This window comes from Kutzneria sp. NPDC052558 (genome assembly GCF_044547355.1).
Taxonomy (GTDB): Bacteria; Actinomycetota; Actinomycetes; order Mycobacteriales; family Pseudonocardiaceae; genus Kutzneria.
In genome coordinates, this window is the sequence record NZ_JBIUAG010000014.1 from 132,503 (window position 1) to 156,041 (window position 23,539).

25 protein-coding genes are annotated in these 23,539 nt (G+C 71.0%); 15 read left to right on the forward strand and 10 right to left on the reverse strand.

Features of this window, described 5'->3' with window-relative positions:
• Position 1: 1 nt before the first annotated feature.
• Entirely contained in the window at positions 2-1,051 is a 1,050-nt protein-coding gene (locus ACIG5F_RS25420) for a cytochrome P450 (protein ID WP_396521456.1), read from the reverse strand.
• 19 nt (positions 1,052-1,070) lie between these two features.
• Positions 1,071-1,712 (reverse strand): helix-turn-helix transcriptional regulator, encoded by a 642-nt coding sequence (locus ACIG5F_RS25425; protein WP_396521458.1) that lies wholly within the window; start codon positions 1,710-1,712, stop codon positions 1,071-1,073.
• 114 nt (positions 1,713-1,826) lie between these two features.
• On the opposite strand from ACIG5F_RS25425, the gene ACIG5F_RS25430 reads away from it, so the two are divergent.
• From ACIG5F_RS25430 to kstD, 12 genes are all read left to right on the forward strand, one after another.
• On the forward strand, positions 1,827-2,804 hold the full coding sequence (locus ACIG5F_RS25430) for a DUF5937 family protein (protein ID WP_396521460.1): 978 nt from the start codon (positions 1,827-1,829) through the stop codon (positions 2,802-2,804).
• Between the two features lie 90 nt (positions 2,805-2,894).
• Positions 2,895-3,404 (forward strand): hypothetical protein, encoded by a 510-nt coding sequence (locus ACIG5F_RS25435; protein ID WP_396521462.1) that lies wholly within the window; start codon positions 2,895-2,897, stop codon positions 3,402-3,404.
• 52 nt (positions 3,405-3,456) lie between these two features.
• On the forward strand, positions 3,457-3,966 hold the full coding sequence (locus ACIG5F_RS25440) for a winged helix-turn-helix transcriptional regulator (protein WP_396521464.1): 510 nt from the start codon (positions 3,457-3,459) through the stop codon (positions 3,964-3,966).
• A 32-nt stretch (positions 3,967-3,998) separates the two neighbouring features.
• On the forward strand, positions 3,999-4,508 hold the full coding sequence (locus tag ACIG5F_RS25445; protein ID WP_396521466.1) for an SRPBCC family protein: 510 nt from the start codon (positions 3,999-4,001) through the stop codon (positions 4,506-4,508).
• Positions 4,508-5,548, forward strand: coding sequence for an LLM class flavin-dependent oxidoreductase (locus ACIG5F_RS25450; protein ID WP_396521467.1), 1,041 nt, complete (start codon positions 4,508-4,510; stop codon positions 5,546-5,548). Before ACIG5F_RS25445 ends, ACIG5F_RS25450 begins: the two co-directional genes overlap by 1 nt.
• Before the next feature lie 159 nt (positions 5,549-5,707).
• Positions 5,708-6,811 carry an ROK family protein gene (locus ACIG5F_RS25455; RefSeq protein ID WP_396521469.1) on the forward strand — a complete coding sequence of 368 codons (1,104 nt, stop codon included), beginning with the start codon at positions 5,708-5,710 and terminating at the stop codon, positions 6,809-6,811.
• Positions 6,812-6,869: 58 nt separating this feature from the next.
• Positions 6,870-8,186 (forward strand): LLM class flavin-dependent oxidoreductase, encoded by a 1,317-nt coding sequence (locus ACIG5F_RS25460; protein ID WP_396521471.1) that lies wholly within the window; start codon positions 6,870-6,872, stop codon positions 8,184-8,186.
• Entirely contained in the window at positions 8,183-9,160 is a 978-nt protein-coding gene (locus ACIG5F_RS25465) for an ABC transporter substrate-binding protein (RefSeq protein WP_396521473.1), read from the forward strand. Before ACIG5F_RS25460 ends, ACIG5F_RS25465 begins: the two co-directional genes overlap by 4 nt.
• Positions 9,157-9,930: an ABC transporter ATP-binding protein gene (locus ACIG5F_RS25470; protein WP_396521475.1), complete on the forward strand. Its 774-nt coding sequence runs from the start codon at positions 9,157-9,159 to the stop codon at positions 9,928-9,930. Before ACIG5F_RS25465 ends, ACIG5F_RS25470 begins: the two co-directional genes overlap by 4 nt.
• Positions 9,927-10,769 (forward strand): ABC transporter permease, encoded by an 843-nt coding sequence (locus ACIG5F_RS25475; RefSeq protein WP_396521477.1) that lies wholly within the window; start codon positions 9,927-9,929, stop codon positions 10,767-10,769. Before ACIG5F_RS25470 ends, ACIG5F_RS25475 begins: the two co-directional genes overlap by 4 nt.
• On the forward strand, positions 10,766-11,662 hold the full coding sequence (locus ACIG5F_RS25480; protein WP_396521479.1) for a TauD/TfdA dioxygenase family protein: 897 nt from the start codon (positions 10,766-10,768) through the stop codon (positions 11,660-11,662). Before ACIG5F_RS25475 ends, ACIG5F_RS25480 begins: the two co-directional genes overlap by 4 nt.
• A gap of 168 nt (positions 11,663-11,830) precedes the next feature.
• Positions 11,831-13,579, forward strand: coding sequence for a 3-oxosteroid 1-dehydrogenase (gene kstD, locus ACIG5F_RS25485; RefSeq protein ID WP_396521480.1), 1,749 nt, complete (start codon positions 11,831-11,833; stop codon positions 13,577-13,579).
• 222 nt (positions 13,580-13,801) lie between these two features.
• Here kstD and ACIG5F_RS25490 read toward each other — a convergent pair whose 3' ends face one another.
• Entirely contained in the window at positions 13,802-14,188 is a 387-nt protein-coding gene (locus tag ACIG5F_RS25490) for a hypothetical protein (protein WP_396521482.1), read from the reverse strand.
• A gap of 35 nt (positions 14,189-14,223) precedes the next feature.
• On the opposite strand from ACIG5F_RS25490, the gene ACIG5F_RS25495 reads away from it, so the two are divergent.
• The 3 genes from ACIG5F_RS25495 (at position 14,224) to ACIG5F_RS25505 (ending at position 17,796) form a co-directional block, all read left to right on the forward strand.
• Positions 14,224-15,582 carry a phenylacetate--CoA ligase family protein gene (locus tag ACIG5F_RS25495; protein ID WP_396521484.1) on the forward strand — a complete coding sequence of 453 codons (1,359 nt, stop codon included), beginning with the start codon at positions 14,224-14,226 and terminating at the stop codon, positions 15,580-15,582.
• An 88-nt stretch (positions 15,583-15,670) separates the two neighbouring features.
• Entirely contained in the window at positions 15,671-16,579 is a 909-nt protein-coding gene (locus ACIG5F_RS25500; RefSeq protein ID WP_396521486.1) for a prolyl oligopeptidase family serine peptidase, read from the forward strand.
• Positions 16,576-17,796, forward strand: a complete 1,221-nt coding sequence (locus ACIG5F_RS25505) for a Bcr/CflA family efflux MFS transporter (RefSeq protein WP_396521488.1) — start codon at positions 16,576-16,578, stop codon at positions 17,794-17,796. The genes ACIG5F_RS25500 and ACIG5F_RS25505 overlap by 4 nt, the downstream gene beginning before the upstream one ends.
• Here the strand turns inward: ACIG5F_RS25505 and ACIG5F_RS25510 are convergent.
• The 7 genes from ACIG5F_RS25510 to ACIG5F_RS25540 form a co-directional block, all read right to left on the reverse strand.
• Complete coding sequence (locus tag ACIG5F_RS25510) at positions 17,752-19,005, reverse strand: TetR family transcriptional regulator (RefSeq protein WP_396521489.1); 1,254 nt, start codon at positions 19,003-19,005, stop codon at positions 17,752-17,754. The two genes, ACIG5F_RS25505 and ACIG5F_RS25510, sit on opposite strands and share 45 nt — an antisense overlap.
• Positions 19,006-19,029: 24 nt before the next feature.
• Positions 19,030-19,389 (reverse strand): catalase, encoded by a 360-nt coding sequence (locus ACIG5F_RS25515; protein WP_396521491.1) that lies wholly within the window; start codon positions 19,387-19,389, stop codon positions 19,030-19,032.
• Positions 19,377-19,523 (reverse strand): hypothetical protein, encoded by a 147-nt coding sequence (locus ACIG5F_RS25520; protein ID WP_396521493.1) that lies wholly within the window; start codon positions 19,521-19,523, stop codon positions 19,377-19,379. Before ACIG5F_RS25520 ends, ACIG5F_RS25515 begins: the two co-directional genes overlap by 13 nt.
• 38 nt (positions 19,524-19,561) lie before the next feature.
• Positions 19,562-20,353 carry an alpha/beta fold hydrolase gene (locus ACIG5F_RS25525; protein WP_396521495.1) on the reverse strand — a complete coding sequence of 264 codons (792 nt, stop codon included), beginning with the start codon at positions 20,351-20,353 and terminating at the stop codon, positions 19,562-19,564.
• Positions 20,354-20,377: 24 nt separating this feature from the next.
• Positions 20,378-21,043, reverse strand: coding sequence for a DUF899 domain-containing protein (locus tag ACIG5F_RS25530; RefSeq protein WP_396521497.1), 666 nt, complete (start codon positions 21,041-21,043; stop codon positions 20,378-20,380).
• A gap of 292 nt (positions 21,044-21,335) precedes the next feature.
• On the reverse strand, positions 21,336-22,190 hold the full coding sequence (locus ACIG5F_RS25535) for a transglutaminase-like domain-containing protein (protein WP_396521499.1): 855 nt from the start codon (positions 22,188-22,190) through the stop codon (positions 21,336-21,338).
• Between the two features lie 119 nt (positions 22,191-22,309).
• Positions 22,310-23,293 (reverse strand): aldo/keto reductase, encoded by a 984-nt coding sequence (locus ACIG5F_RS25540; RefSeq protein ID WP_396521501.1) that lies wholly within the window; start codon positions 23,291-23,293, stop codon positions 22,310-22,312.
• Between the last annotated feature and the right edge of the window lie 246 nt (positions 23,294-23,539).

A 23,539-nucleotide genomic window follows, 5' to 3' on the forward strand; every position in this document is an offset into this window, starting at 1 on the left:
CCTAGGTGGGCCGTGGTGACTCCCGCTCAGCGGACCACACCAGGCGCAGCGCCAGCACGTCCGTCCCGACCGGACTGTCCCGGGTGACCAGGCCGCCGACCGACCAGGGACCGGGCAGCCGGGCCAGCATGGCCCGCAACGCGACGGCGGCCTGGCGGCGGGCCAGGTGCGCGCCGAGGCAGAAGTGGATGCCGTGCCCGAACGACAGGTGCGGGTTGGGCGAGCGCCGCACGTCGAACGTGTCCGGGTCGGGAAAGACGGCGGGATCGCGGTTGGCGGCGGCGATGGAGACGATGATCCGCTGCCCGGCGCCGAAGGGCCGGCCGCCGAGGGCGCCGGCCCGTGTGCTGAACCGGTCAGTGCCGCCGGCCGGCGGGCGCAACCGCAGCACCTCCTCGATCGCCGACGGCACCAGCTCGGGTTCGGCCCGCAGCGCGGCCAGCTGTGACGGGTGCTCCGCCAGGCACAGCACGGCGTTGACCAGCAGCGTCTTCGTCGTCTCGTGGCCGTTGATCAGCAGCAGCGAGGCCAGGTTCACGATCTCGTCGGCGGTCAGCCCGCTCTCCCGCAGGGCGGCGACGATGCCCTCGGAGGCCGGGACCTCGGCCAGGTAGGCGCGGAGTTCGGCCACGGCCCCGGTGAAGGCCGGCCGGGCATCGGGCTGGCCGAAGAACGAGGTGATGGCGTCGGTCCAGCGAATGAAGGCGGCCTTGCTCGCACTCGACACGCCCAGCAGCGCGGCCAGGGTCTCGATCGGCAGCGGATAGGCGAACTCGGCGATGAAGTCGGAGGACGGCGTCAGGCGGTCGAGCAGCCGGTCCGTGCAGGCCTCGATGGCCGCGGTCAGGGTCTCCACGGTCCGCGGCGTGAAGGCGCGGCTGACCATGCGCCGCAGCTCGTGATGCCGAGGCGGATCCATCGCGGACATGCTGTGCAGCACGGGATTGTCGCGGTGTGGGACCTCGCCCGCGCTGTGGCGGATCTCGTCCGACGAGAACACCTCGTGCGTGGTGAGCACCTCGTCGGCCAGGGCATGGCTTCTCACGAACATGGCGGCGATCCTGCCCGGGTCAGCCGGCCCGGGATTGGAGAAAACGGCCGTGTAGCGCGGCCGGGGCCAGGCCGGTCGCGGCCCGGAACTCGGCGATCATGTGCGGCTGGTCGTAGAAGCCGCACTCGTGGGCGATGTCCGCCCATGACGCCGATCCGGCCATCCGCAACGCCGCGTGCAGCCGTATCACCCGCCCGTAAGCCTTGGGGCGCAAGCCAACCGCCAGGGAGAACCGCCGACGTAGCTGCCGTTGCGACAACCCGACCGCCGCCGCCAGGTCACCGACCCGGGTGGCGGGCTCGTCGTGCAGCGTCCGAATGGCCCGATGCACGGCGAAGTCGTTGTCACGCAAGGAGAACCGGCCCAGCATCGCCAACGCCGATGACAGCCGCTCGCGCGGGGAACCCGGCTCCACCTGGCCGAAAGGCATACCCGCCAACGGAACCTCGTCCGCCGCCACGCCGAGCGACAGGCACGCCCCGGGCCGCAGCCGCAGGCCGACCAGCCCGCCGGGCGGCAGCGGCCCCGACCGGACCGTCACCTCCGGCCCGGCCAGCCACACCCTGCCGTCGGCGAACACCAGCAGATCGACGGCCGGATACGGCAACGGCAGGGCCGCGGAATCGATCCACCACCCCTCAACCAGCTCCTCTCCCACCACGCCCCCACCCTAAGCCCTGACTTCTCGCGAGTCCCGCTCTCCGCCACACCGAATGTATGAAACTGATTCATGCATTCGGGGTGACGCTGGGCGGGACTCGCGGGGGTGGTGGGCGTGATCGAAGTGGGGTTGACGGGGCGGGATCTGGCGCGGGTGCGGTTCGCGCGGTCGCCGCTGGAAGAGGTCACGTTCAGCCTGGCGGTGCTGGCCGGGCGCAAGGGCGCCGCACTGCACGGGCCGTGGCTGGCGGCGGTGAAGCCCCGCCTGGCCCGCCTCGACCTGAGCCTGCTCGACGCGCTCACCGCCCGCGGCAACTACTACCCGGGATTCCTGGTGCCGCCGCCGAAGGGCGCCGACGCGACCTTCGCCGACGAGGTGGCGCGGATGCGCGCCACCGACCCGGCCGAGGTGCGGCGGGAACTGGATCTGTGCTGGCCCGACGGCAACCTGGCGGCGCGGCTGCGGCCCCTGTACGACGACCCGACCCGGCATCTGGGCGAGCTCGCCGACGTCTACACCCGGTACTGGGAGGCGGCGATCGAGCCGTTCTGGCCCCGGATCCGCGCCCTGCACGACGCCGACCTCGCGCACCGGTCGGCCGCGCTGACCGCCGGCGGCCTGGACCGGCTGTTCGCCGAACTCCACCCGCAGATCGAGTACGCCGACGACCGGCTGCGGCTGCACATGTCCGCCCACGCCGCGAGTTTCGCCGCCGCCGGGGCCGGCGTGCTGCTCATCCCCAGCGTGTTCATCTGGCCCAAGATCGCCGTCTTCGACACCGACGACTACCAGCCGGCCATCGCCTATCCGGCCCGCGGGGTCGGCGCCGTCTGGGGCACGGAGCCACCGCCGGCCAAGATCACGCCGCTTGCCGGCCTGGTCGGCCACAGCCGGGCCGCGCTGCTGGTGCTGCTCGAACTTCCCCGCTCCACCAAGCAGTTGGCCGAGACGCTCGGCGTCACCGCGCCGACGGTCAGCGAGCACCTGGCCGTGCTCAAGCGCAGCAACCTGGTCCGCGCCCGCCGCGCCGGCCGGACCGTGCTGTACGAGCGCACGGCACTGGGCAGCCGGCTGCTGATCGAGCACAGCTGAGGATTAGGCCATCGCCTAATCGTGGCGCGTGGAGGCCAACCGCGATCAGGATGTGTTCTCCAGCAAGGGAAACAGGGGAGGACCATCCACATGCGCAAGCTGACCATGTGCTGCGCCGCCGCGGCGGCCGGCGTCCTGTTGGCCGCGTCCGCGTCCGCGGCGAGCGCCTCGGACGGCGGAGGCTGGCGGCCGACGCACACGGATCCGTTCGAGTTCCCGGCGGGCGCGCTCTGCCCGTTCGGGCTCAAGGGCGACATCCTGTACGACCGCGAGTACACCAGGGTGACCGCGTCCTATCCGGACGGTTCGCCGAGGATCGAGGAGTTCACCGGCCCGCTCGGCATCCGATTCCACAACGAGGCCAACGGAAAGGCCATCGACCGGGACGTCACCGGCTTCACCCGGCTGCTGCACCAGGAGGACGGCAGCCGGGTGTTCTCCCTGTGGGGCAACAGCGTCGCCCCCATCTACCCCGGCACCGGCGTGGCCGGCGACTACGTCACGCACGGCTACTTCGTGCTCGTCGTGCACGCCGACAAGTCACGGGAGTACACGGTCCGGCAGGGCGAGAGCGAGGACATCTGCCGGACCCTGGCCTAGCGACCGGCTCTCAGCTGCTGGGTCTCATTGCTGGACCGACTAGCATGGGGCCATGAGAAGGACCTCGTTCGCGCACTGGCCGTGCTCGGTGGCCCGCACCATGGACCTGCTCGGCGACTGGTGGACGCCGCTGGTGCTGCGCGAGTCGTTCTACGGCATCCGCCGCTTCGACGAGTTCCAGCAGGCGCTGGGCATCGCCCGCAACACCCTCGTCGACCGGCTGCGCCGGCTGGTCGACGAGGGTCTGCTGACCAAGGTGCCGTACCAGAGCGATCCGGTGCGCCACGACTACGTGCTGACCGAGAAGGGGCGCGATTTCTGGCCGGTGCTGGCCGCCATGATGACGTGGGGCGACCGCTGGCTGGCCGACGAGGCCGGGCCGCCGATCACGCTGCATCACGAGGCCTGCGGGCACGACACCCGGGCCGAGGTCGTCTGCGCGCACTGCCGGGAGCCCCTGTCCGTCGACGAGGTGCGGCACCGGATGGGCCCCGGCTACCCGCCGAAGCTGGCCACGCGGCCCGACGTCGTGGCCCGTTTCGAGGGTCAAGAGGCCCATTGACATGCTGAGTCTATCTAAGAGACCATGCCGGCATGGAGTGGACCGGGGCCAGGTACGCGGACAAGCCGACGGTGCAGGCGCAGACCTGGATCGACGGGCCACCCGAGCGCGTGTGGGCGGTGGTCTCCGACGTGGCGCTGATGCCGGAGATGAGCAGCGAGCTCCAGTCGGTCACGTGGTGTGACGGCGCGACCGGCCCGGCGCTGGGCGCGCGCTTCGTCGGCGCGAGCAAGCACGAGGCGCTGGGGGAGTGGTCGACCCAGTCGCAGATCGTCGAGTTCGAGCCGCTGCGCGTGTTCGGTTGGGCGGTGCAGGACCCGGAGAACCCGACGGCGCGGTGGCGGTTCACGCTGCGGGCGCGCGACGGCGGCACCGAACTGACCCAGTGGATGCAGATGGGGCCGGCGCGGTCCGGGCTGTCCCACGCCATCGACCGCATGCCGGACAAGGAACAGAAGATCGTCTTCGTCCGGCTGCGCGAGTTCGAGAACGCCATCAAGGGCACCCTCGCGCAGATCAAGCAGCGGGTGGAGCAGCCGTGATGCGCACCGCGACGACGATCGAGGCCTCGGCCGACTGGTCCACCACGCTGGATCTGGTGCTGGAGGCGGAAAAGCTCGGCATGGACACCTGCTGGGTGGCCGAGGCCTGGGGCTCGGACGCGCCGTCCGTGCTGGGCTACCTGGCCGCCCGCACCGAGCGGATCCGGCTGGGCTCCGGCATCATCCAGCTCGGCACCCGCACCCCGGTCGCCATCGCGCAGGCCGCGCTGACCCTGGCCCAGCTGTCCGACGGCCGGTTCGCGCTCGGCCTCGGCGCGTCCGGGCCGCAGGTGATCGAGGGCCTGCACGGCGTGCCGTTCGACCGGCCGCTCAGCCGCATGCGGGAGACCGTGCAGATCATCCGGTCCGCCTTCGCCGGCGAGAAGATCTCCTTCAGCGGTAAGCACTTCACCGTGCCGACGGCCGGCGAGGGCATCCGTCCGATGCGCCTGTCCCTGCCGCCCAACCCGGACATCCCGATCTACCTGGCCACGCTGTCGCCGAAGATGCTGGAGCTGACCGGCGAGATCGCCGACGGCTGGCTCGGCACCAGTTTCGTGCCCGAGGGCTCGTCCGCCTACTTCACCCACCTGGACGCCGGCCTGGCCCGCTCCGGCCGCACCCGGGCCGATCTGGACGTCTGCCAGGGGGCCGAGGTCTCGTTCGCCGAGGACGAGGACGCCCTGCGGGCGATGGTCGCCGGGCGTAAGAAGGAGCTGGCGTTCAGCCTCGGCGGCATGGGCTCGGCCAGCACCAACTTCTACAACAACGCCTACAGCCGGCAGGGCTGGGCCGAGGTCGCCGCCGAGGTGCGGGAACGCTGGCAGGCCGGCGACCGCGACGGCGCCGCCGCCCTCGTCACCGACGACATGGTGCTGGCCACCACCCTGATCGGCACCGAGCCCATGGTGCGGGAGCGCCTGCGGGTGTGGCGTGACGCCGGCGTCGACCTCGTCCGCATGTACCCCGCCGGCGACACCCTCGACGCCAAACTCACCAACCTCTCCCGCGCCATGGACATCGTGCGCCACCTGACCTGACCCCCAAGATCAACGCTCCGATCCTCTCGCCCAACGCCAGGAAAGGGCCTTTCACTGCGCCCAGCGCCAGTATCGGGCCTTTCCTGGCATGGGGCGGGGGCGATCCCATGGCGTGGTACGGGGTTGGCAGGGGGAGGCGGGGGTGTGAGCATCGGGGGCATGTCCGGTGCCCCCGCCACGGTGCTGCGCACCGTGCTCCGGCACGGTCCGGTGGCGCGCAGCACGATCGCCCGGCTGACCGGCCTGAGCCCGGCCGGCGTGTCGCGGCACTGCGCCGGCCTGGCCGACCGCGGCCTGGTGGTGGAGACCGACGGGCCGGTGTCCCGCAACGGAATGGGCCGTCCGCACGTGCCGGTGGACATCGACACGGCCCGGCACACGGTCTGCGGGGTGCACATCGCGCACGCCCAGTGCACGCTGTCGCTCCTCGATCTGCGCGGCAATATCCTTGCCCGGCAAGAGATCCCGCACGAGGACCTGACGCCGGCCACGGTCCTGCGGACGGTGGTCGACGCGGTGCCGGCCTTCCTGGGCGGCCGGCGGCCGCTGGTGATCGGGGTGGCCGCCGGCGGCTGGGTCGACACCGACAACGGGGTGATCGTCGAGCACGCGTCGCTGGGCTGGCGCAACGTGCCGGTGCGGGAAATCCTGGCCAGGGCAACGGGTCTGCCCGTGCACGCGGACAGCCACGCCCGCGCGCTGGTGCGGGCCGAGCAGCTGTTCGGGGAGGTCCGGGCCAGCGAGTCGGTGCTGCATCTGTTCGTGGGCAACGTGGTCGACGCGGCGATCGTCACCGGCGGGGAGACGCACCGCGGCCCCCGTTCGGCGGCGGGCGACGTGGCCCATCTGCCGGTGGGCGACCCCGGTATCCGGTGCGGGCGCGGACATGTCGGCTGCTTCGAGGCGACGGTGTCCGACGAGGCATGGGCCCGCCGCACCGCCGGCGTGTCGATGCGGGAACTCCTTGCCGGGCAAGCGGATCCGTTCCTGGAGCGGGCGCGGACGGTCGGCCGGGCGGCGGCGCTGCTCTACGACGTGGTCAATCCCGAGGTCCTGGTCGTCACCGAGGCGAGCGTGATCCACTACCCGGAGTGCCTGCGGGCGCTGCGGGAGGAGATCGCCGAGCGCTCGCACCTGTGCGCGGCCCCGGAGCACACGGTGCTGCCCAGCAGCTTCGACGGCGACTCGGTGCTGGCGGTGGCCGGTGGCGCGGTCGCCCTCGGCGTGCTCTACGCCGACCCGCTGTCCCACGCAGTGGGCTGACTTATTTTCAGCCGACGCAATGTAGACCGGCTCCAGCCGGGGTCCGCATCATCATTCCATGCTGCACCTCAACGCATTTCTGATGGGCGTCGGCCACCACGAAGCGGCCTGGCGACACCCGAGAACCGATCCCGAACTCGTCAACGACGTCCGACATTTCCAGAACCTGGCCAGAATCGCCGAGAACGGCGCGTTCGACTCGGTGTTCCTGGCCGACGGCGTGCAGATCTGGGGCGACGTCAAGCACACCGCGGCCGGCAAGTTCGAGCCGGTCACGCTGCTGACCGCGATGGCCGCGGCGACCAGCCATGTCGGCCTGATCGCCACGGCGTCGACCAGCTACACCGAGCCGTACAACCTGGCCCGGCTGTTCTCCTCGCTCGACCACATCAGCGGCGGCCGCGCCGGCTGGAACATCGTCACCTCGGCCGGCGACCGGGCCGCCCAGAACTTCAACCGGGACGGCGTCGCCGAGCACGCCGAACGCTACGAGCGGGCCGACGAGTTCCTCGACGTGGTCACCGCGCTGTGGGACAGCTGGGAGGACGACGCGCTGGTCGTGGACGTCGACAGCGGCGTGTTCGCCGACCCCGACAAGGTGCACGAGATCAACCACCGCGGCCGGTTCTACCAGGTCAGAGGCCCGCTGAACGCCGTGCGCAGCCCCCAGGGGCGGCCGCTGCTGGTGCAGGCCGGCTCGTCCGAGGACGGCAAGGCCTTCGCCGCCCGGCACGCCGAGGCGGTGTTCACCGCGCAGCAGACCTTCGCCGACGGCCAGGCCTTCTACCGGGACCTCAAGTCCCGGCTGGGGCAGCACGGCCGACTGCCCGACGAGCTCAAGGTGCTGCCCGGCATCGTGCCGGTGCTCGGCTCCACCGAGGCCGAGGCGCGGCGGCTGTCCGACGAGCTGGACGCGCTGATCGTGCCGGTCCGCGCGGTGCGGCAGCTGTCCGAGCTGATCGGCGTCGAGCTCGACGGCCATCCGCTGGACCAGCCGCTGCCGCCGTTCCCCCCGGTCACCCGGATCAACGGCGCCAAGAGCCGGTTCGAGCTGGTCCGCGACCTGGTCGAGCGGGAAAACCTGACGCTGCGCCAGCTCATCGCCCGGCTCGGTGGCGGTCGCGGCCACCAGGTGATCGCCGGCACGCCGGTCCAGATCGCCGATCACATTCAGCACTGGTACGAACACGGGGCCGCCGACGGATTCAACGTGATGCCGCCGCTGCTGCCGTCGGGGCTGGAGGAATTCGTCGACCACGTCATTCCGGAACTGCGTCGGCGCGGTTTGTTCCGCACGGGTTACAGTGCGGACACATTGCGCGGCCACTACGGACTCGGCCGGCCGGCGAGCCGTTTCGAACGGATTCCGTCATGAAGCGGAGAGCATTTCTCGCGTTGGCCGGGGCGGCCGCCGTCAGCACGGCCTGCGGCACGGCCAGCGGCAGCTCGACCAAGACGCTGCGCTACCAGGGCAGCGCCGGCGCGGTGACGTTGCCGGAGCTCGCCGCCGACCTGGGCTTCCTCGGCGATGTCCGGCTGGACTGGGTCGGCAACACCATCAGCGGCCCGCAGGACATCCAGTCCGCGGCCACCGGACAGACCGACTTCGGCGGCGCGTTCAACGGCGCGGTGGTCAAGCTGGCCGCCGCCGGCGCGCCGATCAAGGCCGTGATCGGCTACTACGGCTCGGACCAGTACGCCTACAACGGCTTCTACGTGCTCGAGGACAGCCCGATCCGGTCGGCCGCCGACCTGGCCGGCAAGAAGATCGGCATGAACACGCTCGGCGCGCACAGCGAGGCCATGCTCGACATCTACCTCCAGCGCAACGGGGTCGACCCGAAGAAGGCCGAACCGCTGGTGATCCCACCGATCAACACCGAACAGTCGTTGCGGCAGAAGCAGATCGACGTCGCCGTGCTCGGCGGCATCCTGCGGGACAAGGCGTTGGCGGCCGGCGGTATCCGCAAGCTGTTCACCGACTACGAGCTGCTCGGGCCGTTCACCGCCGGCACCTACGTGTTCACCGACAAGTTCATCAAGCAGAACCCCGACACCGTGCGCGCCTTCGTCACCGGTGTCGGCAAGGCCATCGAGTGGAGCCGCACCACGCCGTCCGCTCAGGTCGTGGACCGCATGACCCAGATCGTGGCGAAGCGCAAGCGCAACGAGGACTCCAGCGCGCTGAAGTACTGGAAGTCCTGGGGCGTGGCCGACAAGGGCGGCCGGGTGTCCGAGCACGAGCTGTCGATGTGGCTGGACTGGTTGGCCGGACGGGGAGAGCTGGCCAACCGCAAGATCGACGTCTCGTCGTTGTACACCAACGAGTTCAACGAGGTGGGGCCGTGATCACCCTGCGCGGCGTGACCAAGGACTTCGGGGACTTCACCGCGCTGGCCGGGATCGACCTGGACGTCGCCGCCGGGGAGTTCGTGGTGCTGGTCGGACCCAGCGGCTGCGGCAAGTCCACGCTGCTGGACCTGCTCGCCGGCCTGGCCACGCCGACCAGCGGCCGACTTCTGTTGCACGGCAAGCCGATCGAGGGCCCCGGCCTAGACCGCGGCATCGTGTTCCAGCAGTACGCCCTGCTGCCGTGGCGCACCGCGCTCGGCAACGTCGAGTTCGGCCTGGAGGCGACCGGGGTGCCTCGGCGCCGGCGGACCGAACGGGCCCGGGAGTTCCTGGACCTGGTCGGGCTCACCGGTTTCGAGCAGCGGCATCCGCACGAGCTGTCCGGCGGCATGCGGCAGCGGGTCGCCATCGCCCGCAGCCTCGCCTACGACCCCGAGGTGCTGCTGATGGACGAGCCGTTCGCCGCCCTCGACGCCCAGACCCGGGAGTCCTTGCAGGACGAGCTGCTGCGCATCTGGGAACGCACCGGCAAGACGATCGTGTTCATCACCCACAGCATTGACGAGGCCGTCTACCTGGGACAGCAGGTCGCCGTGCTCACCTCGCGCCCCGGCCGGGTCAAGCGCTGCGTCCGCATCGACCTCGGCAACCGGCGGGAGGTCCGGGACCTCCGCTCCAGCCCCGAGTTCGCCCGCTACCGCCACGAGATCTGGGAACTCCTGCACGACGAGGTGGCCCGGGCCCAACGTCTGGAGGTGGCCAGATGACCGGTCTCGAAGTCGCGGAGCGGTTGGCGCGCAAGGACAGTGTCGCGGACCGGCGGCCGTTGCCGGTGGCGCGGTGGGTGGCGGGCCTGCGGCGGGTGGTGTTTCGATCGGCCGCGATCCTGGGCCTGCTGGTGATCTGGGAGGCGGCTCCCCGCCTCGGCCTGGTCGATTCCACTTTCCTGCCACCGTTCTCCGAGGTCGCGGTCGCCTGGTGGCAGCTGGCAGCCGACGGCCAGCTGCTGGACAACACCCTGGCCAGCCTCGGGCGGTCGTTGACCGGGTTCGGGCTGGCGGTGGCGGTGGCCGTGCCGCTGGGACTGCTGATCGGGTGGTACAAGCCGGTCGCCGACCTGCTGGGCCCGCTGCTGGAGGTGTTCCGCAACACCGCGGCCCTGGCGCTGCTGCCGGTTTTCGTGCTGCTGCTGGGGATCGGCGAGACCTCCAAGATCTCGATCGTGCTCTACGCCTGCGTGTGGCCGATCCTGCTGAACACGATCAGCGCCGTCCGCACCGTGGACCCGACCCTGCTGAAACTGGCCCGATCCCTCGACCTGCCGCCGATCCGCCTGTTCCAGAAGGTGATCCTGCCGGCGGCCGCGCCGACCGTGTTCACCGGCATCCGGCTGGCCGGCGCGGTGTCCATCCTGGTGCTGGTGGCGGCCGAGATGGTCGGGGCCAAGGCCGGCCTTGGCTACCTGGTCAACTCGGCCCAGTTCAACTTCGCGATCCCGCAGATGTACGCGGGCATCGTGACCATCTCGGCCATCGGGGTGGGATTCAACCAGATTCTTGTTGCCCTGGAACGCAAGTTCACGTCCTGGCGAAGGGAACAACCATGACCGCGACAACCGGATTCGAGGTGCGCCGGGTCGGCGGCCGGATCGGGGCCGAGATCGTCGGCGTCGACATCGCCGCCGGCATCGAGCCGGCGATCGTCACCGAGATCAACGCCGCCCTGGTCGAGCACAAGGTGCTGTTCTTCCGTGAGCAGAACCTCGACGACGCCGGCCAGACCCGGTTCGCCTCGCTGTTCGGCGAGCTCACCAGCGCGCACCCGACCGTGCCGTCGGTCGAAGGGCAGCCGAATGTGCTTGCGGTGAATGGGGAAGAGGGCACCCGGGCCAACCGCTGGCACACCGACGTGACCTTCGTGCGCACGCCGCCCAAGGCAAGCACGCTGCGGGCCCTGGTCGTGCCCCCGTACGGCGGGAACACGTTGGTGGCCAACGCGGTCGCCGCGTACAACGACCTGCCGACGCCGCTGCGGGAGTTCGCCGACAAGCTGTGGGCGGTGCACACCAACGACTACGACTACGCCGACCCGCCGGCCAACGAGCACGCCGCCGAGCGCCGCAAGGTGTTCACCTCCCGCAAGTACCGCACCGCGCACCCGGTGGTGCGGGTGCATCCGGAGTCGGGGGAGCGCGGTCTGTTCATCGGCGGCTTCGCTCAGCGCATCGTCGGCCTGAACGCCACGGAGTCGCACGACATCCTCCGTCTGCTCCAGTCCTACGTGACCCGGCCGGAGAACGTGGCCCGCTGGCGCTGGTCGCCCGGTGACCTGATCTTCTTCGACAACCGCAGCACCCAGCACTACGCCCCCGACGACTACGGCGACCTGCCCCGGCTGCTGCACCGCGTCACCCTGGCCGGCGACGTGCCTGTCGGCATCGACGGCACGACCAGCCACGTGCTCGAAGGCGACGAGGCCGCGCACTACACCCGCTCCTGAAACCGTTGTCCGCAAGGGACAATCGCCGCCGAACGGCGCTGCTGAGCATGCGTCGTTCGGCGGCTTCGGCGCAGGCCGGGATGCTCCAAGCGGGTTGAGTTGGTCGACGGTCCCGGGAAATTCGGGATCATGTCCAGGTCCCATCACCGTCGATGGAGGCCTGTTCCCATGCCCGAATCCCTCTCGCGCCGCACCGTCCTGCGCGGCACGGGTCTCGCCGTCGCCACCACCCTGCTGAGCCGTTTTCCAGCCGGCGCAAGCGCTTTGCCCGTGCTCGGGGAGTACGACGTGGTCGTCGTCGGCGCCGGCGCGGCCGGCATGACCGCCGCCCTCACCGCCGCCAGGCGGGGCCTGAGCTGTGTGGTCGTGGAGAAGGCGCCGACCTTCGGCGGCTCCGCCGCCCGGTCCGGCGCCGGCATCTGGATCCCCAACAACCCGGTGGTGCTGGCCGCCGGCGTGCCCGACACCTACGCCAAGGGCGCGCAGTACCTGGCCGCGGTGGTCGGCGACGGCTCGTCCCCGGTGCGGCAGAAGGCCTTTCTGGACAACGGTCCGCAGATGATCGCGTTCGTGATGGCCAACAGCCCGCTGCGGTTCCGCTGGATGGAGGGCTACAGCGACTACTACCCCGAGCTGCCCGGCGGCCTGCCCGACGGCCGCTCGATCGAGCCGGACATGTTCGACGGCAACCTGTTGGGCGCGGAACTGGCCAACCTCAACCCGCCCTATCTTCCCGTGCCGGCCGGACTCGTCGTGTTCAGCGCCGAGTACAAGTGGCTGAACCTGGCCACTGTCAACGGAAAGGGCTTCGCCGTCTCGGCCGGCTGCGTCGGCCGCTACCTGTCGGCCACCGCCGCCGGGCAGAAGCCGTTGACCATGGGCCAGGCCCTGGCCGCCGGTCTTCGGGCCGGGCTGATGGGCGCGAACGTGCCCGTGTGGCTCAACACCGCGCTCACCGACCTCAACGTGGAGGGCGACCGCGTCACCGGCGTTGTCGTGTCCAGCAACGGAGTTCCCGGCTTGGTGCGGGCCCGGCGCGGCGTGATCGTCGGCTCCGGCGGGTTCGAGCACAACGCCGCCATGCGTCACCAGTACCAGCAGCAGCCCATCGGCACCGCGTGGACCGTCGGGGCCAAGGAGAACACCGGCGACGGCATCCAGGCCGGGATCCGCGTCGGGGCCGCACTGGGGCTGATGGAGGATTCCTGGTGGGGCCCGGCGATTCCGCTGCCCGACGAGCCGTACTTCTGCCTGTCCGAGCGGACCCTGCCCGGCAGCCTCATCGTCAACCAGGCCGGCTCCCGCTTCGTCAACGAGGCCGCTCCGTACAGCGATGTCGTGCACGTCATGTACAACAGAAACCCCGCCGCGCCCGACATTCCCGCCTGGCTCATCACCGACCAGAACTACCGCAACCGCTACCTTTTCCGCGATGTCCTGCCCGCGTTGCCCTTCCCCGACGCCTGGTACCAGTCCGGCGCCGTGCTCAACGCCTGGACCATCGAGGACCTCGCCGCCAAGGCCGGCCTCCCGCCGGCGGCCCTGCGCGCGACCGTCGACCGCTTCAACGGCTTCGCCTTCAGCGGCGCCGACTCCGACTTCTCGCGCGGCCGCAGCGCCTATGACCACTACTTCACCGATCCAGGCGTGTTCCCCAACTCCTGCCTGGCGCCCCTGTGGGAGGCCCCCTTCTACGCCTTCAAGATCGTTCCCGGCGACCTCGGCACCAAGGGCGGCATGCTCACCGACGAGCGCGCCCGCGTGCTGAGGGCCGACGGCTCCGTGATCAAGGGCCTGTGGGCGGCCGGCAACGCCAGCGCCGCCGTCATGGGCCACAGCTACGCCGGCGCCGGCTCCACCATCGGCCCGGCGATGACCTTCGGCTACGTCGCCGCCAACGACATCGCCACCAGCTGACGGCGCTGAGCAGCCCCCGAATCAAGCCTAGCGACCGAACCTGGCAGCACGTCTCGACTAGCGACAACCGCCCCTGCCAGCTTCACCGAGTAGCGTTGAAACGGGGGCTGCTCGCCACAGTCGATCAAGAAACCCCGCGAGTTCCGCCCCCCGGGCCACTTCCAGCGTGGGCGGGTGGCCCGAGGACGGAACTCGCCAGCCCGAGAACGTGACTCGCGTGTGTCAGGGGATCTGGAGGCCGGCGCGGCGGAGGGACTCCTCGACGCGGAGGCGTTCGATGTCCTTGTCGATGCCTTCGGGGACCTCGTCGAGGCGGTGCTCGATGGACAGGGCGCGGCAGGCCTGGCGGAGGAGGTCGTCGTAGGCCTGGCGGGCGGCGAGGCGGCGCAGGGCGGGGGTGCCGGGCTGGAAGTCGAGCAGGGTGCGGTGCACGCGGCGGAGGTTGCGGGCGAGGTCCTGGATGGCGGGCCCGGAGGGGGTGGGGCCGCGGCGGCGTCGGCGGAGCCAGTCGTGGAGGTCGGGGCCGTGCAGCATCAGCCAGCAGGCGGCCGCCGGCACCATCGCCAAAACGAGGTACAGCAGCAGGTTGGTGATCACCACGCCGGCCACAGCTCATCCTAGGACCGGGCGGTAGGGTCGGCGGGGTGGACAACGGGCCGATGGGGCTGTTCCGGGACGTGGCGGCGACGGTGCCGGCGTATCGACGGTTTCTCGCGGAGCGGGGAATCGATCCGGCGGCGGTGACCGATTTCGCCGAGCTTCCGATGTTGGACAAGGAGTCCTATCACCGGCGGTACCCGCTGCCGGAGCTGTGCCGGCAGGGGCGGCTGGACGGGTGCGACATGATCGCCGTGTCCTCGGGGTCGAGCGGGGAGCCGACGGTCTGGCCACGGTCGGTGACCGACGAGCGGCACATCGCCCGCAGGTTCGAGCAGATCTTCCGGGACGGGTTCGACGCCGCCGGCAGGAGCACGCTGGCGGTGGTCTGCTTCCCGCTGGGCACCTGGGTGGGCGGCCTGTTCACGCTGGCCTGCGTGCGGCATCTGGCCGAGAGCGGCTACCGGATCACCTCGGTGGCCCCGGGCAACAACAAGGCCGAGATCCTGCGGGTGATCCCGGAGCTGGCCCCGCACTTCGACCAGACGGTGCTGCTGGGCTACCCGCCGTTCGTCAAGGACGTGATCGACTCGGGCGAGCACTGGGAGCGCCACAACGTCAAACTGGTGCTGGCGGGGGAGGTGTTCAGCGAGCAGTGGCGGGACCTGGTGTCCAAGCGGGCGAGCATCGAGGACCCGGTCCGGCACGTGGCCTCGCTGTACGGCACGGCCGACGCGGGGGTGCTGGGCAACGAGACGGCGCAGTCGGTGAGCATCCGTCGCTTTCTGGCCGGCCGCCCGGATCTGGCCCGCGAGCTGTTCGGCGACTCGCGGCTGCCGACGCTGGTTCAGTACGACCCGGGCAGCCGCTACTTCGAAACCCATGAGGGCACGCTGTTGTTCAGCGGGGACAACGGGATTCCGCTGATCCGCTACCACATCGCCGACGAGGGCGGCCTGATCGGGCCCGAGGAGATGCTGGAGTTCTGTCGCCGCAACGGGTTCGAGCCGGAGCCGGGCGAGCGGCTGCCGTTCGTCTTCGTGTTCGGACGGTCGCTGTTCACGGTGTCGTTCTTCGGCGCCAACGTCTATCCGGAGAACGTGACGGTGGGCCTGGAGCAGCCGGGCATCAGCGACTTCGTCACCGGCAAGTTCGTGCTGGAGGCGGTGGAGGACGACAACCGGGACCGCCGGCTGAAGGTCACGGTCGAGCTGGCCCCGGGCCGGACCGGCGACGCGACGGCGGTGGCGGCCTCGATCCGGGACCAGCTGCTCCGCCTGAACAGCGAGTTCGCCCACTACGTGCCGGCCGAGCGGCAGCTGCCCGAGGTGGCGCTGCGGCCGGCCGGCGACCCGGAGTACTTCCCGGTGGGTGTCAAGCACCGGTACACGAGGGTGGGACGCTGACCACACCTTCCGCGCGCGCGAGCCGGCGCGATGCTACGCTCGACGATATGCGGAATAACTATTCCGCATATCGGAAGAAGGAGCAGACGTGACCCGACCGCAGATCCGCGAGGCGACCAGCATCGCCCCCTCCGACACCAGCACCAGCACGGTGCTCAAGCCCGACGTGCAGCGCCAGATCCAGCTCCGCGACACCCCGCTGACCACCTACACCGACGTCCCCTACGCCGAGCCCGGCCTGAAGTACGACCTGTTCGTGCCCGAGGGCGCCGGCCCGTGGCCGCTGGTCGTCTACGCCACCGGCGGCGGCTTCATCATGGCCGACAAGTCCAACGGCCTGCGGCTGCGCAACTACCTGGCCGAGAACGGCTTCGCGGTGGCCACCATCGAGTACCAGACGGTGCTCCAGGGCGGGGCCTACACCGACGGCATCGCCCAGGTGCGGGCCGCGGTCGAGCACCTGCGGGCCAACGCCGACAAGTACGGCATCGACCCGGCGAAGGTGGCGCTGTGGGGCGAGTCCGCCGGCGGCTACCTGGTCACCCGGGCCGGGCTGGAGCCCGACCTGAACATCAAGGCCGTGGTCACCAAGTTCGGCGCGATCGACTTCGCCGGTGTCGCCGACGACTTCGACGACGAGTCCAAGGCCGGCATCGGCATTCCCGGCCACCCGCTCGCGCAGTACCTGCACGGCCCCGGCACCACCAAGACCGTGCACGACGCGGTGCCGGACGCCAACCCGCTCAACCACATCACCGCCGACGCCCCGGCCTTCCAGCTCTGGCACGGCAGCGCCGACGCCATCATCTCCCCGTCGCAGACCCTCAAGCTGCACAACGCCCTGCGCGCGGCCGGTGTGGACAGCACGCGCTACGTCATCGAGGGCACCGGTCACGGCGATCTCGCCATCCTGTTGGGCCGGCCCGAGGACGCGCTGCCGTGGTCCACCGAAGAGGTGGTCGGCCTGAGCGTCGACTTCCTCCGGGAGCACCTATGACCGTTCGAACCGAAGGACCGAAGACGAAGCGGTCCCTCGGGTTCGTGGTCACGCTGGGCGCGCTGTGCGCGGTCAGCCCGCTCGGCATCGACATGTACGTGCCGGGCCTGCCGGATCTGGCCCGCTCGCTGGGCGCGACCACCTCGGCCGCCCAGCTCTCGGTGACCGGCTTCCTGCTCGGCCTGGTTGTGGGGCAGTTGCTGTTCGGCCCGCTGGGCGACCGGTTCGGCCGCCGCCCGCTGCTGATCGGCGGCGCGCTGCTGGCCGCGGCGTGTTCGGCGGTCTGCGTGTTCGCACCGACCATCGAAGTCTTCGACGCCGCACGGTTCCTGGCTGGCTTCTTCGGCGCGACCGGGCCGGTGCTGGCCCGCAGCGTGGTGTCCGACCGGTTCCAAGGCGCGCAACGGGGTCGCTACTACGCGGTGCTCGGCGTGGTCGTGGGCGTGGCCCCGGTGGTCGCCCCGGCGCTGGGCGGCGCGGTGGTGGCGTGGGGTTCCTGGCGCTACGTTTTTGTGCTGTTGGCCGTGGTCAGCCTGGCGCTGGCCCTGTCGGTGGCGCGCTGGGTGCCGGAATCCCTGCCGCCGGAAAGGCGTACCGGCGGCGGCGTTCGCGCCTCCTTCGCCGCCATGGCGGACCTGCTGCACAACCGGGCGTTCGCCGGCTACATCCTGATGATGGCGCTGACCTCGGCCGCGATGTTCACCTACGTCAGCGATTCCAGCTTCGTGTTCGAGCAGTACTTCGGCACCGGCGTCGAGCTGTACACGGTGCTCTTCGCCGGCAACGCGGTGGCGATGCTGATCGCCAGCAGCGTGTTCGGCGCGTTGTCGGGCAAGGTCTCGCCGCGCGCCCTGCTCGGCGTCGGCCTGGCCGTCACCGCCGTGGCCACGATCGCGCACCTGGTGGTCACGGTGGCCACCGGCGGCGTTTTCCTGGCCAGCTGGCTGTGTCTGATGGGCGCGGTCGCCGGCATCGGCCTGATCTTCCCCGCCATCACCACGATCGCCCAGGAGCTGGGCAGCGCCAGCGCGGGCGCGTCCTCGGCGCTGCTCGGGGCCGCGCAGTTCGCGCTGGGCGCCCTGATTTCCCCGCTGGCCGGCCTGTTCCAGAACGGCGTGCTGCCGATGGCGGCGATGATGGCCGTCGGCGCCGTGCTGTCCGGGGCGGTCATTTTAGGCGTGCGCCGCGGTCAACGGGACCGGGCACTGGGTGGCTGAGGTCAGGATCAGGTCCAGCCCGAACCGGAACCGGCTCTCGTAGTCGGCGTCCACCAGATGCGGCACCACCCGGGCCAGGGACGGGAACTGGCTGGTCCGGGTCACCTGGTCGGCCAGCTCGCCGGGGGAACCCTGCTCCTCCTGCACCAGGCCGAGGGTGAAGTAGATGATCGTCCAGCACGTCCATGCGGCCGCCGGGGCCGGCAGCTCGCCGTCCAGCAGCGCCGCGACAAGGGTTTCCGCCGCCGCCAGCGTCGCCGGCTCGGCCCCGAACGTGCCGGCCACCAGCCGCCCGCCGTCCCGGTGCGACAGCAGCGCCCGCCGGTAGCGGTGGGCCAGCGCGCTGACCCGCTCCCGCCAGCCGTCGGGCAGGCCGTCCAGGTCGATCTCGGCCAGCACCGCGTCGGCCATCAGGTCGTGCAGCCGGGCCTTGGTCTTCACGTGCCAGGACACGGTGTTCAGCCGCACCCCGATCCGCGAGGCCACCGCGCGCAGCGTCACCGCCTCGAAACCGGACTCGTCCAGCAGCTCCAGCGCGGTCCGCACGATCACGTCCAGCTGCGACGGGGATTGCCGGCCCCGCAACGGCGGCCGCGAGCCGGCCCGGCGCATCCGGTCCAGCGTCACCGAATCCCGGTCCCGCTGGGTCGGCGCGGGCAGCGCGCTGGGCCGGTCCCGCGCGACCCGCAGGCCGTCCAACAGAAAACCGACGGCCCGCTGGTGCGCCTCGCCGGCGGCCTGCGCCGACAGCGCCAGCGGCATCAGGTCCGAGGGCTCGAAGTCGGCCCGCAGCTGCCCGCTCTCCTTGGCCCGGCCCACCAGCGCGGCCACGTGCTGGTCGATGCGGCGCTGGGCCGCATCGACCAGATCCACCAGCCCCGTCCGCGCGCAGCCCAGGATCTCCGTGTACGCGCCCGTGAGCAGTTCGTGCCAGCCCTTGTCGGCGGCGATGTCCACCGCCGTGCGCTCCAGGAACGCCGCGACCCCGGTCCACGGGTCGGCGGCCGCCGCCGCGACCCGGGCCAGCTCCTCGGCCTCGGCCAGCCGGGCCGAGTACACGCCGTGCACCAGGTCGTCCTTGCTGGCGAACCACCGGTACACGGTGGCCACGCCGACGTCCGCGTGCTTGGCGACGTCGGCGAGGGTGGCCGACAGGCCCTGCGTCGCGAACACCTCGGCGGCCGCGTCCAGGATGCGGGTCTCGCGCATGGGGACCAGCGTACCGCAGAGCCGTCACTCCAAAGTGGACAACTCCGGACCGGCCGTGCGACGGCGGTGTCCCTCCGCGTATGCCCGCTTCCGGTACGCCAGCACGGGATCGTCGGACAGCTCGAGACCATCGGCCAACCGGGTGGGGTCGAACACCGCGCGGTCCCAGAACTCCTGGTCCGCCACCGGTTCGCGCACCTCCAGCCGGCCGGCGTCGAGCTCCGGCCGGTCGGCCGGCCAGGCCTGGGTGGGATCGGCGGTCGGGTCCTCGGGCCCGGCGAACTGCGCCTTGAGGGTGAACGAGTCCGGCAACCGGCCGACCAGCTCGTCGAGCAGGTGGCCCGGCCCCCAATCGGCGGATTCCTCGGCGGTCAGGTGCTGCACGCCGGCGTCGGGTTCCCAGCGGTACCGGACGAATCGGCGCGTGCCGTCGGGGCCGGCGTGGAGGCCATGAACACCGGCACGTTGAGCGCGACCAGATCGGTCTCGGCCCCGGTCGACAGGAACTTGACAGACATGCCCCGCTCCATCGCGTCGACAACGGTCACGGGGTCGGTCAACGTAGCGCTCCGAGGATCAGGTCGGCGACCAGTCCGGGCTTCTCGTTGGGCAGGAACCAACTCGTGCCCGGCACGGTGACGACCGTGGTGGTGGGACAGGCGGTCAGCACGCGGCGCTCGGCCGCGGTGAGCCCGCCGTCGCCCTGCTCGGCGTGCACGACCCAGGCCGGCACGCCCGTCTCGCACAGCCGGGAGGCGACGGACCCCTGCCGCCGAAGGTAGTCCAGGTAGGCGTGCACGAGGCGGCGCAGCTGGCGCGGACTGTTCTTCCGCACCTCTTTTCCGAGCACGTTTCGACGTTCGGTCGACAGCTGGGCGACAGTGAGCGCCACATCGGCCATCGACACCGCCGCCCGGTACGGCAACGAGCCCAGCACCGCCGCCACACGGTCGAGCACCCTCAGCGCCAGCATCTCGTCTGGCAGCGAGAAACTGGGCGCCAGCAGGATGATCGGGCCGGTGAAACCCTCGCCGGCGGCCATCTCCAGCGCCACGTTGGCCCCGATGCTGTGCCCGACAACCACATCGCAGCCGTGTGCGGCGGCCAGCTTGGCGGCGTCGTGCGCGCAGGCGGTCAGGCTCGGGTCCGCGGGCGGCGTGGAACCCCCGTGGCCGGGCAGGGTGGCCGCGATCAGCCGGATCTCGCCCAGGCTCGGCTCGGCCGCGACCTCGGCGTAGAACTCGGCCGTGGAGAACCCGCCCGACAGCAGCAGCACCGTGTGCGCCGCGTCGAGCGGGCCGTGCACGCGAACGTCCCAGTCCATGGCGAACCCCCGTATGTCCGCCATGGTAGATCGTCCATCTGGGACGGGTCAGTACCTGTCGTGGTGACGCAGCCAACCCATGTCGGCGTAGTGCCCGCCCAACGGGGTCAGATCCAGGTAGTTGTCGAGGGTGTGCACGAGGCCGAGGCCTTCGCCGTAGGCCGAATAGGCATGGAAGACGACCTGTTCCTCCCGCAGGAACACGCTGGCCCCGCCCTGTTCGCCCGAGGCGAATACCTGCCGGTAGTTGTACTCGACCGGAGTGACCGATTCGTCCAGCGTCACGTGGAAGTCGTAGTTGAACTCGCTGCCGTGCGAGGAGTACCAGGGCAGCGACCAGCCCATCCGCTCCCGGAACGGCAGGATCTTGTCGATCGGGGCCCGCGACACCAGGGCCAGCGTGGTGTCGCGGGCGTGCAGATGGGACAGGTGGCCGATGTTGTCGACCAGGTAGGAGCACCATTTGCAGCCCTGGTCCCAGCTCGGGTCGAACATGAAGTGGTAGACGATGAGCTGGCGGCGGCCCTCGAACAGGTCCAGCAGGGTCGCCTTGCCGTGCTCGCCCTCGTAGACGTAGTCCTTGTCCACCCGCACCATCGGCAGCTCACGGCGGGCGGCGCGGACGGCCTCGTAGGCCGCCGCCAGCTGCTCCTCGCGGGCCAGCAACGCCTTGCGCTCGGCCAGCCACTGCTCGGGTTCGACGATCTCGGTCACGGTTGCTCCTCTCGGGTCTGCTCACCCCGTGGTCGGAGCCGATTCGCCGTTCTCGACACGGTCCGGCCGGCGTAGTGGTGGCCGCGGCGAAGGCGATCTCCGGATGCATGGCAAGCGTTTGCGCACGGCGTCGAGGAGGTCCGGCCGGACCGTGAGCCGGCACCGACGAGCTGATCGGCGCCCGCGGCTGGTCCTGCGCGGTCTCCCTCTTCGGCGCCGTCGGCAACAACTACGGCCGGCAGGCCCGCCGTTGACGCCAGGAAGGGCCCGATACTGGCGCTGGACGCTGGCGTTACAGGGGGACGTTGGCCAGGACGCCGGTGGTGGGGCTGATGGAGCGGATCACCGGGGGCACGCGGAGGTCGTCGGCGGCGAAGGCCCGGGCCATGGCGGCGGTGTCGTCGGGGTCGAGGGCGGCGAGCTCGTCGGCCCGGGCGGCGTCGGCCGCGCTGACGGTGGTCTCCAGGCTCATGCTGCCCCAGATGTCCCACAGCACCATCTCGTGCTTGTTGAGGGCGGCGATGTCCAGCGCGATGTGGTCCCGGACGAAGGCCAGCCCGCGCAGGTGGGGAGCGTCCAGGTCGGGGGAGACGACGAAGGTGTCGGGGTCCAGCCCGCCGGAACGGACGGCTCGCCAGGCGTCGCGGCCGACCAGGAAGCGATCACGAGGCACGTCAAGGGGATCGACGATCTCGTCGGCGAAGGACTGGGTCTCCACCAGCCGCCAGCGTGCGCCGTCCCAGACCTCGGCGACGACGTGGTCCATGCGCCAGCCGGGGATCATGTAGTCGCCGAAGCCGACCCGGGCGCGGGCGGGAATGCCGTGGTGGCGCAGCATTGTGACGTACAGCAGGGTGAAGTCCCGGCAGCAGCCCAGCACCTTCTCGGTGGGCGGCCGGGGCGCCTCCAGCACGGGGTTGAGCTCACGCAGCCGGCCCAGGATGGCCTCGGCGTAGCGGAGGTCGATCTCCGGCAGCCGGGCGGCCTCGAAGCCGTGGTCGGCGGGATTTCCGTTGCCCCAGAAGTGAAAAACGAGCCCGTCGACGATCGGCCGCAGGGCGGCGAAGTCGGCCGGCGTGCCGTCCAGCCAGTCGGCGTGCCGGCCCGGGTCGGAGAATTGGCTCTGTGTGGCGTAATCGATGGTCATCGGTCTGCGTCCTCCCCAACGGTCTCGACGGCCCGGAGCTTCCCGTGCCGTCGAGACTAGGGGAATTTCGCCCGAAATCACCAGCGCCGAGTCACCAGCGCCGAGTCACCAGCGCCGAGTCACCAGCGGTCGTGCACCAGCGGCCGGATGCGACGGTCGTAGAGCTCGGCGATCGCCTTGAGGGTGTCGGCGTCCAGCTCCGGCACGGCGGCGGCCGCGGCGTTGGCCCGGGCCTGCTCCACGTTGCGAGCGCCGGGAATCACGGTGGTGACGCCGGGCTGCTGGATGATCCAGCGCAGCGCGGCCTGGGCCGGCGTCACCCCGGCCGGGACGAGGGCGGCGAACTCCCGCGCGGCCTCGACGCCGGTCTCGTAGTCGACGCCGGAGAAGGTCTCGCCCACGTCGAAGGCCTCGCCCCGGCGGTTGTAGTTGCGGTGGTCGTCGGCGGCGAACACGGAATCCCGGGTGTAGCGCCCGGACAGCAGCCCCGAGGCCAGCGGCACCCGGGCGATGATGCCGACGCCGGCCTCGGCCGCGGCCGGCAGGACCCGCTCCAACGGCTTGAGGCGGAAGGCGTTGAGAATGATCTGCACGCTGGCCACGTGCTCCCGGGCGATGGCGGCGAGCGCCTCGTCCACGGTCTCCACGCTGACGCCGTAGGCGGCGATCCGGCCCTCCTCGACCAGCGTGTCCAGCGCGTCGAACACCGCGTCGGTGGCGTAGGCGGCGGTCGGCGGGCAGTGCAGCTGCACCAGGTCCAGGGTGTCCACGCCCAGATTGGCCCGGGACCGGTCGTTCCACGTGCGGAAGTTGTCCAGGTTGTACCGCTGCACCTCCTGCGGCTCCCGGCGGCCCATCTTGGTCGCCACGAACACGCCGGCGTCCGGCCGCTCCCGCAGGAAGCGGCCGATCAGCTGCTCGCTGCGCCCGTCGCCGTACACGTCGGCGGTGTCGAAGAACGTCACGCCGGCCTCGACCGACGCCTCCAGCACCGCCAGCGCGTCGCGTTCGTCCACCGAACCCCAGTCCGCGCCGAGCTGCCACGTGCCCAGCCCGACCACGGACGCCTCGCGGTTGGCGCGACCGAATACCCGTTGCTCCATACGCCTGAGCTTAGGTCACGCCAGCAGCCCCGGCCGCCGCCACGGGAAGCCGCGCACGTGGTGGTCGAGGAAGGCCAGCACGGTCTCGTGCCAGACGCGGGCGTTATGCGGCTTGGCCACGAAGGCGCAGGCCGGTCAGCCGCGGCAGCCCGATGAAGGAGTCGAGATCGGTGAGCACGACTCCTTCCTACCTGCACCCCCTGACAAAAATCGGCTGCGCCGGTTCGGGTGGCCCTGCTAGCGTGC